Annotated in this window: 13 protein-coding genes; 12 read left to right on the top strand and 1 reads right to left on the bottom strand. The window is 67.0% G+C overall.

Annotated elements, in window-relative coordinates:
- The first annotated feature begins 2 nt into the window (after positions 1-2).
- The 11 genes from murC to dnaE all read left to right on the top strand — a co-directional run bounded on the left by murC (position 3) and on the right by dnaE (position 12,646).
- The gene (gene murC, locus BJG92_RS14100) at positions 3-1,436 is read left to right on the top strand and encodes a UDP-N-acetylmuramate--L-alanine ligase (protein WP_232084620.1); all 1,434 of its coding nucleotides are present in this window, start codon (positions 3-5) and stop codon (positions 1,434-1,436) included.
- Positions 1,429-2,334: a cell division protein FtsQ/DivIB gene (locus BJG92_RS14095; protein ID WP_232084619.1), complete on the top strand. Its 906-nt coding sequence runs from the start codon at positions 1,429-1,431 to the stop codon at positions 2,332-2,334. Before murC ends, BJG92_RS14095 begins: the two co-directional genes overlap by 8 nt.
- 210 nt (positions 2,335-2,544) lie before the next feature.
- Positions 2,545-3,762 (top strand): cell division protein FtsZ, encoded by a 1,218-nt coding sequence (ftsZ, locus tag BJG92_RS14090; RefSeq protein WP_232084618.1) that lies wholly within the window; start codon positions 2,545-2,547, stop codon positions 3,760-3,762.
- A 116-nt stretch (positions 3,763-3,878) separates the two neighbouring features.
- Positions 3,879-4,616 (top strand): polyphenol oxidase family protein, encoded by a 738-nt coding sequence (locus BJG92_RS14085; protein WP_232084617.1) that lies wholly within the window; start codon positions 3,879-3,881, stop codon positions 4,614-4,616.
- A complete protein-coding gene (locus BJG92_RS14080; RefSeq protein ID WP_232084616.1) occupies positions 4,609-5,370 on the top strand; it encodes a YggS family pyridoxal phosphate-dependent enzyme in 762 nt (253 codons plus the stop codon). The genes BJG92_RS14085 and BJG92_RS14080 overlap by 8 nt, the downstream gene beginning before the upstream one ends.
- 88 nt (positions 5,371-5,458) lie before the next feature.
- Positions 5,459-5,989, top strand: a complete 531-nt coding sequence (locus BJG92_RS14075; protein ID WP_232084615.1) for a cell division protein SepF — start codon at positions 5,459-5,461, stop codon at positions 5,987-5,989.
- Positions 5,990-6,125: 136 nt separating this feature from the next.
- On the top strand, positions 6,126-6,434 hold the full coding sequence (locus BJG92_RS14070; RefSeq protein ID WP_232084614.1) for a YggT family protein: 309 nt from the start codon (positions 6,126-6,128) through the stop codon (positions 6,432-6,434).
- A 148-nt stretch (positions 6,435-6,582) separates the two neighbouring features.
- The gene (locus BJG92_RS14065) at positions 6,583-7,272 is read left to right on the top strand and encodes a DivIVA domain-containing protein (RefSeq protein ID WP_232084613.1); all 690 of its coding nucleotides are present in this window, start codon (positions 6,583-6,585) and stop codon (positions 7,270-7,272) included.
- A 139-nt stretch (positions 7,273-7,411) separates the two neighbouring features.
- Positions 7,412-8,032, top strand: a complete 621-nt coding sequence (lspA, locus tag BJG92_RS14060; RefSeq protein ID WP_232084612.1) for a signal peptidase II — start codon at positions 7,412-7,414, stop codon at positions 8,030-8,032.
- On the top strand, positions 8,025-9,026 hold the full coding sequence (locus tag BJG92_RS14055) for an RluA family pseudouridine synthase (RefSeq protein ID WP_269462002.1): 1,002 nt from the start codon (positions 8,025-8,027) through the stop codon (positions 9,024-9,026). The genes lspA and BJG92_RS14055 overlap by 8 nt, the downstream gene beginning before the upstream one ends.
- 62 nt (positions 9,027-9,088) lie before the next feature.
- The gene (gene dnaE / locus BJG92_RS14050; protein WP_232084611.1) at positions 9,089-12,646 is read left to right on the top strand and encodes a DNA polymerase III subunit alpha; all 3,558 of its coding nucleotides are present in this window, start codon (positions 9,089-9,091) and stop codon (positions 12,644-12,646) included.
- A 99-nt stretch (positions 12,647-12,745) separates the two neighbouring features.
- On the opposite strand, the gene BJG92_RS14045 is transcribed toward dnaE, so the two are convergent.
- The gene (locus BJG92_RS14045; protein WP_232084641.1) at positions 12,746-13,204 is read right to left on the bottom strand and encodes a flavin reductase family protein; all 459 of its coding nucleotides are present in this window, start codon (positions 13,202-13,204) and stop codon (positions 12,746-12,748) included.
- Between the two features lie 210 nt (positions 13,205-13,414).
- On the opposite strand from BJG92_RS14045, the gene BJG92_RS14040 reads away from it, so the two are divergent.
- A partial coding sequence (locus tag BJG92_RS14040) for a hypothetical protein (RefSeq protein WP_232084610.1) occupies positions 13,415-14,079 on the top strand: 665 nt, incomplete at its 3' end.

The following is a 14,079-nucleotide window of genomic DNA, read 5'->3' as shown; positions in this document are numbered from 1 at the left end:
CCATGACCCAGCCCGAAAACCAGCACTCCGCCCCGAAGGCTGCCCGTACGCAGGCATCCCTCGGCAGGGTGCATTTCATCGGCATCGGCGGCGTCGGTATGTCCGCCGTCGCCCGCATTATGGTGGCGCGCGGCGTGCCGGTCAGCGGCTCCGACGCCAAAGACCTGCCCGTCATGGCCGACCTTGCCGCCGCCGGCGCCCGGATCTGCGTAGGCTATGACGCCGCCAACCTGCGCGACGCGCAGACCGTGGTCGCCGGCTCAGCGATCCGGCAGGACAACCCCGAACTGGCCGCCGCGCGAGCCGCCGGCCTGCCCGTGCTGCACCGCTCCGAAGCCCTGGCAGCAACCATGGCGGAGGACACAGTGGTGACCGTCGCCGGCACCCACGGCAAGTCCACCACGACGTCGATGATCACCGTGCTCCTGCAGGGCGCCGGCCTGGATCCCTCCTTCGCGATCGGGGCCAACGTTCCGGCGCTGGGCGTCAACGCCGCCAGCGGCAGCACACCGGTCTTCGTGGCGGAGGCCGACGAGTCCGACGGCTCATTCCTGAACTACCGGCCGCAGATCGCCGTCGTGACCAACGTCGAACCGGACCACCTGGACTACTACGGCACCGCCGAAGCCGTCTACGAATCCTTCGACCGCTTCACCGAACTGCTGCCGGCCGGCGGTGTCCTTGTTGCCTGTGCCGACGACGACGGCGCCCGGGCCTTGGCGCGGCGCACCCTCGAGCGGGGAAACACCCGCGTGGTCCTCTACGGGACCGCAGGGGACGCGCAGCTCACGCTGCACGACGGTGGCCCCGGCGACGTCTCGATCACCACCCCTGCGGGACGCTTCGCCCTGGACCTTCACGTTCCCGGCCGGCACAACGCGCTCAACGCCGCTGCAGCGTTCGCCGTCGCCCTCGAACTCGGCGTCGACCCCGAAGCCGCGGCAGCTGCCCTGGCGCACTTCTCGGGCGCCTCCCGGCGCTTCGAATTCAAGGGTCAGGGCCGCGGCGTGCGCGTCTACGACGACTACGCCCATCACCCCACCGAGGTGCGGGCCGCCCTGTCGGCCGCACGCTCCGTCGCCGGCGGCCACAAGGTGCACGTGCTCTTCCAGCCGCACCTGTTCTCCCGGACCCGTGAGTTCGCCCGCGAATTTGCGACGGCGCTCAATGCCGCCGACACTGCGCTGGTCCTGGACATCTATCCGGCCCGGGAGGACCCGATCCCGGGTGTCAGCAGCCAACTGATCGCAGCCCACCTGGGCGCCGGCGGCAGGCTGGTCGGAGCGGACCAGGAGGCCGTAGCAGCCGTTCTGGCCGCTGCCGGCCCGGGGGACGTCGTACTGACGGTCGGAGCCGGCGACGTCACGGCCTACGGCCCGGTGATCGTCGAGGCACTCAACGCCAGTGCGCCGGTTGAGAGTGTTCCCGATGCCTAGTACACGCCGCCCCAGCTACAAGGCGGGCCCCCGGCGCGGCGCCACGCCCGCAGACGCAGGCTCAGGAGCAGACCCAGGAGCAGGCCCAGGAGCGGGCCGGTCCACCGGCCAGCGGCCGGAGGTCATCTCGGCCTCCAAGGCCGATTCCGGCGCCAGCATCCCGGCCCGGGAGCGCGGCAATGTGCTGTCCTTCCCCGAGCCCAAGGCCAAGCGGCGCAAGCGGATCCTCCTGGGTACTATCGGCGTCCTCGCGGCGCTGGTCGCCGGGATCGTGGCCGCGGCCGTCTATTCACCCGTGCTGGCACTTCGGACCATATCGGTCGAGGGCACGAAGATGCTGACCGCAGACCAGGTCCAGGCGGCCCTCGCCCCGTTGCAGGGAAAACCGCTGCCGCAGATCAGCGAGGAGGACGTCGCCGCGCTCCTGCAGCCCCTGGTCCAGGTCAAGGACGTCAGCACGCAGGCCCGGCCGCCTTCGGTGTTACAGATCCACGTCACGGAACGCGTTCCCGTGGCACTGGTCAAACAGGGCGCCGGATTCGGGCTGGTCGACGTCGACGGCGTTCAGCTCGGTACCACCGCTGACGCCGCCTCGGTCCCGCTGCCGGTGATCAACGGCGGGGACGGCGCGCTGTCCAAGGACCTGTTCCAGGCCATCACAGCGGTTCTCGGCGCGCTGCCGGCCGACGTGCTCGCCAGACTTTCGGATGCCTCGGCAAAGTCGGCCGACGCCGTCGAACTTAAACTCGTTGACGGCCAGATGATCGTCTGGGGGAACGCGGGGGAGAAGGAGCTCAAGGCGAAGGTCCTCGCAGCCCTCCTGAAGGCCCCCGCCGACCCGAAGAACCCGGTCCGGGTGTACGACGTCAGCGTGCCGCGGCACCCGGTCACCCGATAGCAGCACCACAATCCGAGGCTATTTCACCGGTATTCCTGCGACACGCGGCCGCGGTTATTGAATGTCCTCAGCATAGGAAATAGCGTCACAGTCATGAGTTACTTGACATAACTATAACCTTCAACTCGAAGGTTAGGGTTCAAAGCTTCAAGCCCGACTCCATCAGTTTTCGCAATAGAAGCAACAGAACACGAACAAGGGACACGTAACGTGGCAGCTCCGCAGAATTACTTGGCCGTCATCAAGGTCGTCGGCATCGGCGGCGGTGGCGTGAACGCAGTCAACCGCATGATCGAGGTCGGTCTTCGCGGCGTCGAATTCATCGCAGTCAACACCGATGCGCAGGCATTGTTGATGAGCGATGCTGACGTCAAACTCGACATCGGGCGTGAGCTGACGCGCGGCCTGGGAGCCGGTGCGAACCCGGAGGTGGGCAGGCAGGCTGCCGAGGACCACGCCGAGGAAATCGAGGAGGTCATCCGCGGCGCGGACATGGTCTTCGTCACCGCCGGCGAAGGCGGCGGCACCGGTACCGGTGGCGCGCCCGTCGTCGCCCGCATCGCCCGCTCGCTCGGCGCGCTGACCATCGGCGTCGTGACCCGCCCCTTCACCTTCGAAGGCCGCCGCCGCGCCGGTTCCGCCGAGGCCGGCATCGACGCCCTCCGCGATGAAGTCGACACGCTGATCGTCATCCCCAATGACCGTCTGCTCTCCATCAGCGACCGCAACGTCTCCGTCCTTGACGCGTTCCGTTCCGCCGACCAGGTCCTGCTGTCCGGTGTCCAGGGCATCACCGACCTGATCACCACCCCGGGCCTGATCAACCTCGACTTCGCCGACGTCAAGTCGGTCATGCAGGGCGCAGGGTCCGCGCTGATGGGCATCGGCTCCGCACGGGGCGAAGACCGCGCCGTCAAGGCTGCCGAACTTGCCATTGCCTCACCGCTGCTGGAGGCATCGATCGACGGCGCCCACGGCGTCCTGCTGTCCATCCAGGGCGGCTCGGACCTCGGCCTGTTCGAGATCAACGAGGCGGCACGCCTGGTCCAGGAAGTCGCCCACCCCGAGGCCAACATCATCTTCGGTGCCGTCATTGACGACGCCCTCGGTGACGAGGCCCGCGTCACGGTCATCGCTGCCGGCTTCGACGACGTCAAGGCCACCTCGCCGTCCATGGACCAGTCCCTCCCGCAGGCGGCGCCGCAGCGTCCGGCAGCCACGGCCGCAGTCCCGGCCCCGGCGCAGGCGCCGCACGTCCAGCCGCTGCACGCCACGGTCGGTGCGTCCGGCTACGGCGGCTGGGGCCAGCAGCGTCCCTCCGCCGTCCCGGCGGACTCCGGCTTCGACGCTGAGCTGCCCTCCGTCGTGGAGCCGGATTTGTCCGGCCGCCACTCGGACGACCTGGATGTCCCTGACTTCCTGAAGTAGCTCCCGGCGTAGATCCGCGAACACCATGGCACCGCCGCCCGGCGGTGCCATGGTGTTTTTTGTTAGGATCGCAGTTCTGAAACAAGCAGTTGCAAAAGAATTGGGCGGTGTTCTGAGTGTTCTCGTGGCGGGCCGAAGTCCGTTCCGGCGTCTGGGTTGCCTTTACCGACGCCGCAGCCGGCAACCTGGCGCTGCATGTGGGCGACGATCCGGCGGAGGTCCTGCACCGCCGCGGCGAGCTCGAACAGGCAGCGGGCCTCGGCTCCCGGCGTTTCCAGTACATGAACCAGGTCCACGGCAACGACGTTGCCACCGTCGGCACCGGACCCGTGGCGGCGGGAGCCGGGGCCCCGACGGCGGACGCCCTGGTGTCCCGCGGTGAGCCGCTCGCCGTCATGGTGGCCGACTGCGTCCCGATTGTCCTCGTGGGGGAGCCGGGGGACGGGAATCCCGGGGGATTCCCGGTCCTGGCCGCGGTGCATGCCGGCCGGCCCGGCGTCGCCTCCGGCGTTGTGCCGGCGGCCGTGGCACGGATGCGTGTGCTCGGAGCCGAACGGCTCAGCGCGTGGATCGGCCCGTCCATCTGCGGGAGCTGCTACGAGGTCCCGGAGCGGATGCGTGCCGACGTCGCCGCGGCCGTCCCGGCTACCTGGGCCATCACCTCGCGGGGTACGCCGGGGCTGGACCTGCCGGCCGGAGTCCGCAGCCAGCTGCGGGCCGACGGGGTCGGAATCGAATACTCCGGCGGCTGCACGCTGGAGGACGGGAACCTGTTCTCCTACCGCCGCAACAACCGCACCGGACGGTTCGCGGGCCTCGTCTGGGCCGGGAGCCAGGCGGGCAGCCATGAATGAGGCTGAAGCGGGCCGGGCGTCCGGAGCAGGTCCGGGACCTGATCCCCGCCTCGACGAGCTCCGGGAGCGCCTGGCCGCCGTCCGGCTCCGCGTTGACGGTGCCGTGGCTGCCGCCGGCCGGCCGGGGAACCGGCCGCAGCTGATTGTCGTCACCAAGTTCCATCCTGCCCAGGACGTCCGCCGGCTCGCGTCCCTGGGCATTACCGACGTCGGGGAGAACCGGGACCAGGAAGCCGCGGAAAAGGCGGCCGCGCTCCGCGGGCTGGAGCTCCGCTGGCACTTCATCGGCCAGCTCCAAAGTAACAAGGCCAAGTCCGTCGTCAAGTACGCCCACGCGGTGCACTCCGTGGACCGGCTCCAGCTGGCCAGCGCCCTGGCCAAAGCGATGGTGGCCGAACATGAACGCACCGGACGTGCACCGCTGGAGTGCTTCATCCAGGTCAGCCTCGACGACGACGCCGACGGTCACCGCGGCGGCGCCCGGCCAGCCGACGTCCCCGCGCTGGCCGGACTGCTCGCGGAGTCCGAAGGGCTCCGGCTGGCGGGCGTCATGGCGGTGGCCCCGCTCGGCGCCGATCCCGTCGTGGCGTTCGGGAAACTTGCGGAGGTCTCCGCAGGGCTGACCGCGGACCATCCGGACGCCACCGGCATCTCCGCCGGCATGAGCCAGGACCTGGAAACGGCGATCCGCTTCGGGGCGACACACCTTCGCATTGGCTCCGATATTCTCGGTCCGCGTCCTGCGTTGGGGTAGGTTCAACGTATTGGAAGGTAATGGCGGGGATTCCAAGGCTGTCAGGTCGCTTGAGTGGCCCGCTTAAGGACACGATTAGGAGTCGACCATGGCCGGCGCTCTGCGCAAGACAATGATCTATCTTGGGCTCGCCGATGGCGATGAACACTACGAGTCCGAGCACCACACATCGCATAAGGATGAGGACGATTCCATGGAGCACGACCGCGAGGAACGCCGTGCACCGGCACCCGTCCGCGAGGCCCCAGGGGAAGCGCCCTACGCCGCTGAAGAGGAATATCGCGCACCTGTGACACCCATCAAGCGAGCGGCATCAAGCCGCGAAGAGCACACCGGACTCCGGCAGATCACCACGATCCACCCGCGTTCCTACAACGATGCCAAGCTCATCGGTGAAAGTTTCCGTGACGGGATCCCCGTCATCATGAACGTCACCGACATGGGTGAGGGCGACGCCAAGCGGCTCGTCGACTTCTCCGCCGGGCTGGTCTTCGGCCTGCGCGGGAGCATCGAACGCGTCACCAACAAGGTGTTCCTGCTCTCGCCGTCGTATGTAGAAGTCATCGGCGACGACAAGAAAATCAGCGAGACGCAGGCGAGCTTCTTCAACCAGAGCTGACCGAGGTTTTTGCCCATGGATGCCAGACGGGGACACCTGCCTGGCATCCATGCTGAATGATCCGTGCTCAAATAGAGGCGTAACCATCCGAAGGACACTTCGGTAGCGGAATGAACATGGAGATATGAGTTAGCTCATGGGAATTGTTTTCGGACTTGTCTATATCGCCCTGCTGCTTTTCTTTGTTGCCCTCATCATCAGGCTGGTCTTTGACTGGGTCCAGATGTTTGCACGGAGCTGGCGGCCGCGCGGCGTGGCCCTAGTAGCGGCGCACGCTGTGTATTCGGTCACAGACAGGCCGCTGAAACTGCTTCGCCGGCTCATCCCGCCGCTGCGTCTTGGCGGAATCTCGCTGGACCTGGGTTTCCTGCTGCTCTTCGTGGCCGTCACGATCGCCATGGCAGTTGCGAAGTCCCTTGTATACGCACAGCCGATCTCGGCCTAGGCCGGCGTCGGACCGGGTCCGCAGCCCCACAGATTGAATCTCCGGTTTGACACCGCGGTGTTGAATTAGAGGAACCAGACCATATTTAGGTACCGTAGTTTTGACGGCCGGAAGGCCTACTGACTAACTAGACCAACGAGGTGACCAGATGGCTTTGACGCCAGAAGACGTTGTCAACAAGCGCTTTCAGCCGACCAAGTTCCGCGAAGGCTACGACCAGGATGAAGTTGATGACTTCCTGGACGAAATCGTCGTCGAACTGCGACGCCTGAACCAGGAGAACGACGAGCTGCGCAAGAAGCTCGCCGAATCCGGCGCCGGCACGCCTGCCAGTTCCGCCACCGCGGCCCCCGTGGTGGAGAAGGTTCCGGCGCCCGTCAAGGCCGAGAAGGAAGACCGTGCCAAGGCTGAAGCCGAGGCCAAGGCTGCTGAACTTGCCAAGAAGAAGGAAGCCGAGCAGGCTCCCGTCGCGGCAGCGGCTCCGGCAGCGGCCCGCACCTCCGGTTCCACCCCGGCTTCCGAGTCCGCTGCAGGCCTGCTGGCCATGGCGCAGCAGATGCACGACAAGCACATCGCCGACGGCGAGCAGCACCGGGACAAGATCATCGCTGAAGCACAGATCGAGGCCAGCGGCCTCGTCAACGATGCGCAGGAAAAGTCCCGCAAGATCCTCGGTGCCCTCGAGCAGCAGCGCTCCGTCCTGGAACGCAAGGTGGAGCAGCTGCGCGGCTTCGAGCGCGACTACCGCTCACGCCTGAAGGCGTACATCGAAGGCCAGCTGCGCGATCTGGACGCCCGCGGTTCAGTTGCTGCCCCCGAGGTCGGCGAAGCCAGCTAGGCAAAAAGCCAAGTATTCTGGAAGCCGGTGGCTGAGGATTCCTCGGCCGCCGGCTTTTGGCATTAACCTCCAACTCCCGTTGTCCTTGTGCCCAGGCAGCAAGCTCCCAGTCCCGCACTGGCTCCCCAACGAAAGCCCTATGACTGACGCACCAACACCAGACGCCACACACCCCGCTGACCGGCAGCCCGGAGCGGCCGCGCAGCCTGCCGGGGTCACGGCGCCCGCAGCCGGCACGCGGCCCAGGCCGCGGCGGGCCCTGCTGCTGGGCGTTTTCGCCGGCCTTGCCGTCTTCGCCTACGCCTTCGACCAGCTCACCAAACTGTGGGTCACCAACACCATGACCGAGGGCGAGCGGATTCCTGTGCTGCCCCCGCTGCTGCACTGGTACTACATCCGCAACTCCGGGGCCGCGTTCTCGATCGGCGAAAACATCACCTGGGTGTTCACCATCGTCATGGTGGGCGTGTCCGTGGCGATCCTGCTGCAGCTGCGCAAACTGGGTTCGATCTGGTGGGCGCTGGCGCTCGGGCTGCTGCTGGGCGGCGCGCTCGGCAACCTCACGGACAGGCTGTTTCGTGAGCCGTCGTTCGCGATGGGCCACGTGGTGGACTTCATCCAGCTCCCCAATTTCGCGATTTTCAACATCGCAGACTCCGCCGTCGTTTCTTCGGTCGTGATCATCTGCCTGCTGACCCTCAAGGGCATTTCCCTCGACGGCTCACACCACACCAAGGAAGCAGCCGAACGCGATGTCTGAGCACGCGCCGAAGAACCTGAGCGACGACGAGGCCGGGGACCTGGCGGACCTCGCCGAGGAATCCGGTGCGCCCCGGCGCATCGTGGTGCCGGAGGACCTGGCCGGTACCCGGGTGGACGCCGGACTGGCCCTGCTGATGGATATCTCCCGCTCCCAGGCTGCCGTGCTCATCGCCGGAGGCAACGTCACGAGCGCCGGCAAAGCCGTCGGAAAATCCCTCAAGCTCAGCCCCGGCGCCGTCCTCGAGGTCGTCGTTCCCGAACGGCGGGACCCCCTGGAAGTCGTGGAGGAAGTAGTGGAAGACCTGTTGATCCTGCTGGACGATGACGAGTTCGTCGTCATCGACAAGCCCGTGGGGGTTGCGGCGCACCCTTCTCCGGGCTGGGTGGGACCCACCGTCGTCGGCGCCCTCGCGGGCGCCGGCTACCGCATCTCCACGTCCGGCTCGCCGGAACGCGCGGGGATCGTGCACCGGCTCGACGTCGGGACCTCCGGCGTCATGGTGGTCGCCAAGACCGAAGAGGCGTACACCGCCCTGAAGCGCGCCTTCAAGGAGCGAACCGTGGACAAGGTCTACCACGCCGTCGTGCAGGGGCTCCCGGACCCGCTGGCCGGCACCATCGACGCCCCGATCGGCCGGCACCCCGGCCATGACTGGCGCTTCGCCGTGATCGAGGACGGCCGGGACTCCATCACCCATTACGAAGTGATGGAAGCCTTCGGGAAGGCCTCCCTCGTGGAGGTCCACCTCGAAACGGGCCGTACCCACCAGATCCGCGTGCACTTTGCCGCGCTCCGCCACCCCTGCGCCGGTGACCTGACCTACGGCGCGGACCCGCGGCTCGCCGCCACCCTGGGGCTCACCCGGCAGTGGCTGCACGCCCGCCAGCTGTCCTTCGACCATCCCCGCACCGGCGAACGGGTCACCGTCACCAGCGAATACCCGCAGGACCTGTCCTACGCACTGGAAGTCCTGGAGTCCGGCCAGGCCTGATCCGGGGCGCCTGGCGGTGGAGCCTGGCGGCGGACACCGGTGCCCGGCACTAGAATGATTCGGTGACTTCCAGCAACGACTCGTTTGTCCATCTCCACAACCACACCGAGTACTCGATGCTGGACGGCGCCGCCCGGCTCGGGGAGCTGTTCGACGAAACCGAGCGGCTGGGCATGCCGGCGCTCGCCACGACGGACCACGGCTACCTGTTCGGCGCCTTCGATTTCTGGAAGCGGGCCACGGACCAGGGCATCAAACCGATCATCGGCGTCGAAGCGTACGTCACCCCCGGGACAGCGCGCACGGACAAGACGCGCATCCGCTGGGGCGAGGAGAACCAGCGCAAGGACGACATCTCCGGCGGTGGCGCGTACACCCACATGACGCTGCTCAGCTACAACAACGTGGGCATGCGGAACCTGTTCCGCGCCTCCTCGCTAGCCTCCTTGGACTCGGTCTTCGGCAAATGGCCCCGGCTGGACCGGGAACTGCTGAATACCTACTCCGAAGGCCTGATCGCCACCACCGGCTGCCCGTCCGGTGAGGTCCAGACGCGGCTCCGGCTCGGCCAGTACCGCGAAGCCGTCGAGGCGGCCGCGGAGTTCCGCGACATCTTCGGGGCCGAGAACTACTTCTGCGAACTCATGGACCACGGCCTGGACATCGAGCGGCGCGTCACCGGGGACCTCCTGCGCCTCGCCAAGGACCTGAACCTGCCGCTGGTGGCCACCAACGACCTCCACTACACCCACGAGCACGACGCTAAGGCGCACGAGGCCCTGCTGGCCATCCAGTCCGGATCCACCCTCCTGGAGCCGACGTACGACAACGGCGGCTCGCGCTTCGCCTTCTCCGGCAGCGGCTACTACCTGAAGTCGCCGCAGGAGATGCGGGAGCTGTTCCGGGACCACCCGGAAGCCTGCGACAACACGCTCATGATCGCCGAGCGGTGCGAAGTGTCCTTCAACACCGGCGCCAACTACATGCCCCGGTTCCCCTGCCCGGAGGGCGAGGACGAAACGTCCTGGCTGGTCAAGGAAGTGGACAAGGGGCTCCGCTACCGGTATCCCCAGGGCATCCCGGACAAGGTCCGCACCCAGGCCGACTACGAACTCGGCGTCATCAATTCCATGGGTTTCCCGGGCTACTTCCTGGTGGTGGCCGACTTCATCAACTGGGCCAAGAACAACGGCATCCGGGTGGGTCCCGGGCGCGGCTCGGGCGCCGGGTCGATGGTGGCCTATGCCATGCGCATCACCGACCTCGACCCGCTCCACCACGGCCTGATCTTCGAGCGCTTCCTGAACCCGGACCGTGTTTCCATGCCCGACTTCGACGTCGACTTCGATGACCGGCGCCGCTCCGAAGTGATCGACTACGTCACGCGCAAATACGGCGACGAACGTGTCGCGATGATCGTCACCTACGGCACCATCAAAACCAAGCAGGCCCTCAAGGACTCCTCGCGCGTGCTGGGGTACCCGTTCAGCATGGGCGAGCAGCTCACCAAAGCGCTGCCGCCGGCCGTCATGGCCAAAGACATCCCGCTGGCGGATATCCAGAACAAGGACTCCAAGCGCTACAGCGAGGCCGGGGACTTCCGGCAGCTGATCGCCACAGATCCGGAAGCCGCGAAGGTGTTCGAAACGGCGCTCGGCATCGAGGGCCTGAAGCGCCAGTGGGGCGTCCACGCGGCCGGCGTCATCATGTCCTCGGACCCCATCATCGACGTCATCCCGGTCATGCGGCGCTTCCAGGACGGGCAGGTCATCACGCAGTTTGACTACCCGACGTCCGAGGGCCTCGGCCTGATCAAGATGGACTTCCTGGGCCTGCGGAACCTGACGATCATTTCCGATGCCCTGGAAAACATCACGATGAACCGCGGCGTGGACCTGGACCTCGACTCCCTGGCCCTCGACGACGCGGCGTCCTACGAGCTGCTGGCCCGCGGTGACACGCTGGGCGTGTTCCAGCTCGACGGCGGCCCCATGCGGTCCCTGCTCAAGCTCATGAAGCCTGACAATTTCGAAGACATTTCCGCCGTGTTGGCCCTCTACCGGCCCGGTCCCATGGGCGCCAATGCGCACACCGATTACGCGCTGCGCAAGAACGGGATCCAGGACGTCATTCCGATCCACCCGGAGCTGGCGGAGCCGCTTTCCGAGATCCTCGGCGGGACCTACGGGCTGATCGTGTACCAGGAGCAGGTCATGGCGGTGGCGCAGAAGCTCGCCGGCTACACCCTGGGCCAGGCCGACATCCTGCGCCGCGCCATGGGCAAGAAAAAGAAATCCGAGCTGGACAAGCAGTTCGCTGGCTTCTCCCAGGGCATGCAGGACAACGGCTACTCGATGGCCGCGGTCAAGACCCTCTGGGACATCCTGCTGCCGTTCTCCGACTACGCGTTCAACAAGGCCCACTCGGCCGCGTACGGCGTGATCTCCTACTGGACCGCCTACCTCAAGGCCCACTATGCGCCGGAGTACATGGCGGCCCTGCTCACCTCGGTGGGCGATGACAAGGACAAGTCGGCAATCTACCTCAACGAATGCCGGCGTATGGGCATCACGGTGCTTCCGCCGGATGTCAACGAGTCAGCGCTGAACTTCACCCCGGTCGGCACGGATATCCGCTTCGGCATGGGAGCCATCCGCAACGTCGGCGTCAACGCCGTGGAAGCCATGGTGGCGGCCCGGGAAAAGGAAGGCGCCTACACGTCCTTCAAGGACTACCTCATGAAGGTGCCGGCGGTTGTCTGCAACAAGCGCACCATCGAGTCCCTGATCAAGGCCGGTGCCTTCGACTCCCTGAACCACCACCGGCGGGCCCTGGCCATGATCCATGAGGAAGCGATCGACTCGGTCATCACGCTCAAGCGCAACGAGGCGATCGGACAGTTCGACCTCTTCGCCGGGTTCGACGAGGCGGAATCCGAGGCATCCCTCAGCATCGAGATCCCCGACCTGCCCGAGTGGGAAAAGAAGGACAAGCTCTCGTTCGAACGGGACATGCTCGGCCTGTACGTCTCGGACCACCCCCTGCAGGGGCTCGAGGGGCTCCTCAGCCAGCACGCCGACCAGTCCATCACCTCTCTCATCGCCGAGGACGGCCCGCACGACGGCGCCATCGTCACCATCGCGGGCATGATCACGTCCCTGAGCCGGCGGATTGCCAAAGCGAGCGGCAACGCCTACGCCCGCGCGGAAATCGAGGACCTGGGCGGCTCCGTCGAGGTCATGTTCTTCGGCCAGGTCTACGGCCCCATCGCCTCCGTGCTGGCCGAGGACCTGATCGTCGTCGTCAAGGGACGGCTGCAGCGGCGCGACGACGGCGCCGTCGCCCTGAACTGCATGGAACTCTCCGTCCCGGACCTCAGCGAGGGCCTGAACGGGCCCCTCGTCATCACGATGCAGACCCACAAGGCAACCGAAGCGGTGGTGACTGAACTCGGGGATGTCCTCAGGACGCACCGTGGCAAGTCCGAGGTCCGCCTCCACCTGCAGGGCGACTCGAGGGTCGAGGTCATGGGGCTGCCCGTGCACTTGCGCGTCAACCCGAGCCCGTCGCTGTTCGGGGACCTCAAGGTGCTGCTGGGCCCGACGTGCCTGGATAGCTAGGCGCCGGCGCCAACACGCGCCGTTTCGACGGTTCCCTGCCCACTCGACGTCAGCGAACGTCTAGCCGGCGCGGAACCGTCGAAACGGCCGGTCGCCAGGCTAGATTTCGTAGTCGAGCGGGACGGACTGGCCGTACCCGCCCGAGTGGTACAGCAGGGGAGCGCCGTCGCCGCCGACCGCGCCGTCCACCACCTCGACCACCACCACGGCATTGTTCTCAAACGAGAGCCGCATCTGGACCTTGCCGATGAGCCAGCCCGCGACGTCCTTCAGGATCGGCACCCCGTGGGGTCCAGGCTCCCAGTGGTCACCGTCGAAGCGGTTGCCGCCCGTGGCGAATCGGCTGGCCAGCTCCTGGTTCTCCCGTCCGAGCATGTGCACTCCGATGAACGTGGTGTTGGCTACGGCCGGCCAGGACCTGGAGGTGCGGGCCATGTTGAAGGTGAACCGCGGCGGCTTGGCCGAGAGCGAGGCCACCGACGTCGCCGTGAAACCGAACGGCACGCCGTCGTAGTTCACTGTGATGATGGCCACCCCGGCGGCGTGCCGGCGGAACATTTCTTTGAACGTTCCCTCGAACGTTCCGTCTCCTGCTGCCACTGCGATCAAACTCCCTGCTGTACGTACTGGTGATCTTCCCACCCTGCCAGCGTATTGCGCACGGACGGGCTGCGTTACTTCTCTCCCGCGAACCGTCCACCGGCGGTGCGCGGTGTCACGTGCCCGGCCGGCCCAAACCTTGTTAAGGGGCCTGTTAAGGTTTGTTGCATGACACAGCCCCCAGTGCACGCCCCGAACCCCCGGCCGCAGGAGCCAGAGGAACCGCAGGTACAGCAGGAGCCGCAGGAGCCGCACGACCGGCAGGACCAGGTCACCGGGCAGGTCACCGGGCCGGATGCCGCTCCCGGCCGCCCTGCAGCGAAGCGGATCCGCCGCGGGGCGCCGTGGCGCAAGGCCGCGGTGATTGCCGCCGCGGGAGTGCCGGTGGGCTTTCTGTGGTGGGTTCTCGCGCCGTCCGGCCTGAATCTGCTGTCCGGGAACGCCGCCCTGCAGAGCGGCAGCAACACGGACGCGTGGCTGCCGCGCGACCTGGTGCTGGCCGGGCTGTTCCTGCTGGCAGGTTGCATCGCCGGCGTGCTTTCGGCCGGTACCCGGCACGCGGAGCCGTCGGGCCGTGATGTTGTGCTGGCCGTGCTTGCCGGAGCTGCGGGCGCCGTGATTGCCTGGCGGACCGGAGTGCTCTGCGGCGCCTGGTCGGGAACGGCGGGGGACACGTCGGCCAACGCCAGCATCGCTTTTTCGCTGCGGTCCTACGCGGTGCTGGCAATCTGGCCGGCCGCCGTCGCACTGGCCATCTTCCTGGCCGCCGTTTTCGCGGCGCCACACACGGCTGACGCCCCAACGGTTGCCGGGCCGGATTTCCCGCCGGCGTA

This window comes from Arthrobacter sp. SO5 (assembly GCF_020532805.1).
GTDB lineage: Bacteria > Actinomycetota > Actinomycetes > Actinomycetales > Micrococcaceae > Arthrobacter.
The sequence above is the reverse complement of the archived record's forward strand: the minus strand, read 5'-3'. Positions and strand labels throughout refer to the sequence as shown.

Excerpts from the sequence above, each read along its gene's own strand:
- murC (WP_232084620.1), top strand. The coding sequence starts at position 3 with ATGACCCAGCCCGAAAACCAGCACTCCGCCCCGAAGGCTGCCCGTACG.
- BJG92_RS14095 (WP_232084619.1), top strand. The coding sequence starts at position 1,429 with ATGCCTAGTACACGCCGCCCCAGCTACAAGGCGGGCCCCCGGCGCGGC.
- BJG92_RS14080 (WP_232084616.1), top strand. The coding sequence starts at position 4,609 with ATGAATGAGGCTGAAGCGGGCCGGGCGTCCGGAGCAGGTCCGGGACCT.
- BJG92_RS14075 (WP_232084615.1), top strand. The coding sequence starts at position 5,459 with ATGGCCGGCGCTCTGCGCAAGACAATGATCTATCTTGGGCTCGCCGAT.
- BJG92_RS14070 (WP_232084614.1), top strand. The coding sequence starts at position 6,126 with ATGGGAATTGTTTTCGGACTTGTCTATATCGCCCTGCTGCTTTTCTTT.
- BJG92_RS14065 (WP_232084613.1), top strand. The coding sequence starts at position 6,583 with ATGGCTTTGACGCCAGAAGACGTTGTCAACAAGCGCTTTCAGCCGACC.
- lspA (WP_232084612.1), top strand. The coding sequence starts at position 7,412 with ATGACTGACGCACCAACACCAGACGCCACACACCCCGCTGACCGGCAG.
- BJG92_RS14055 (WP_269462002.1), top strand. The coding sequence starts at position 8,025 with ATGTCTGAGCACGCGCCGAAGAACCTGAGCGACGACGAGGCCGGGGAC.
- BJG92_RS14045 (WP_232084641.1), bottom strand. The coding sequence starts at position 13,204 with ATGTTCCGCCGGCACGCCGCCGGGGTGGCCATCATCACAGTGAACTAC.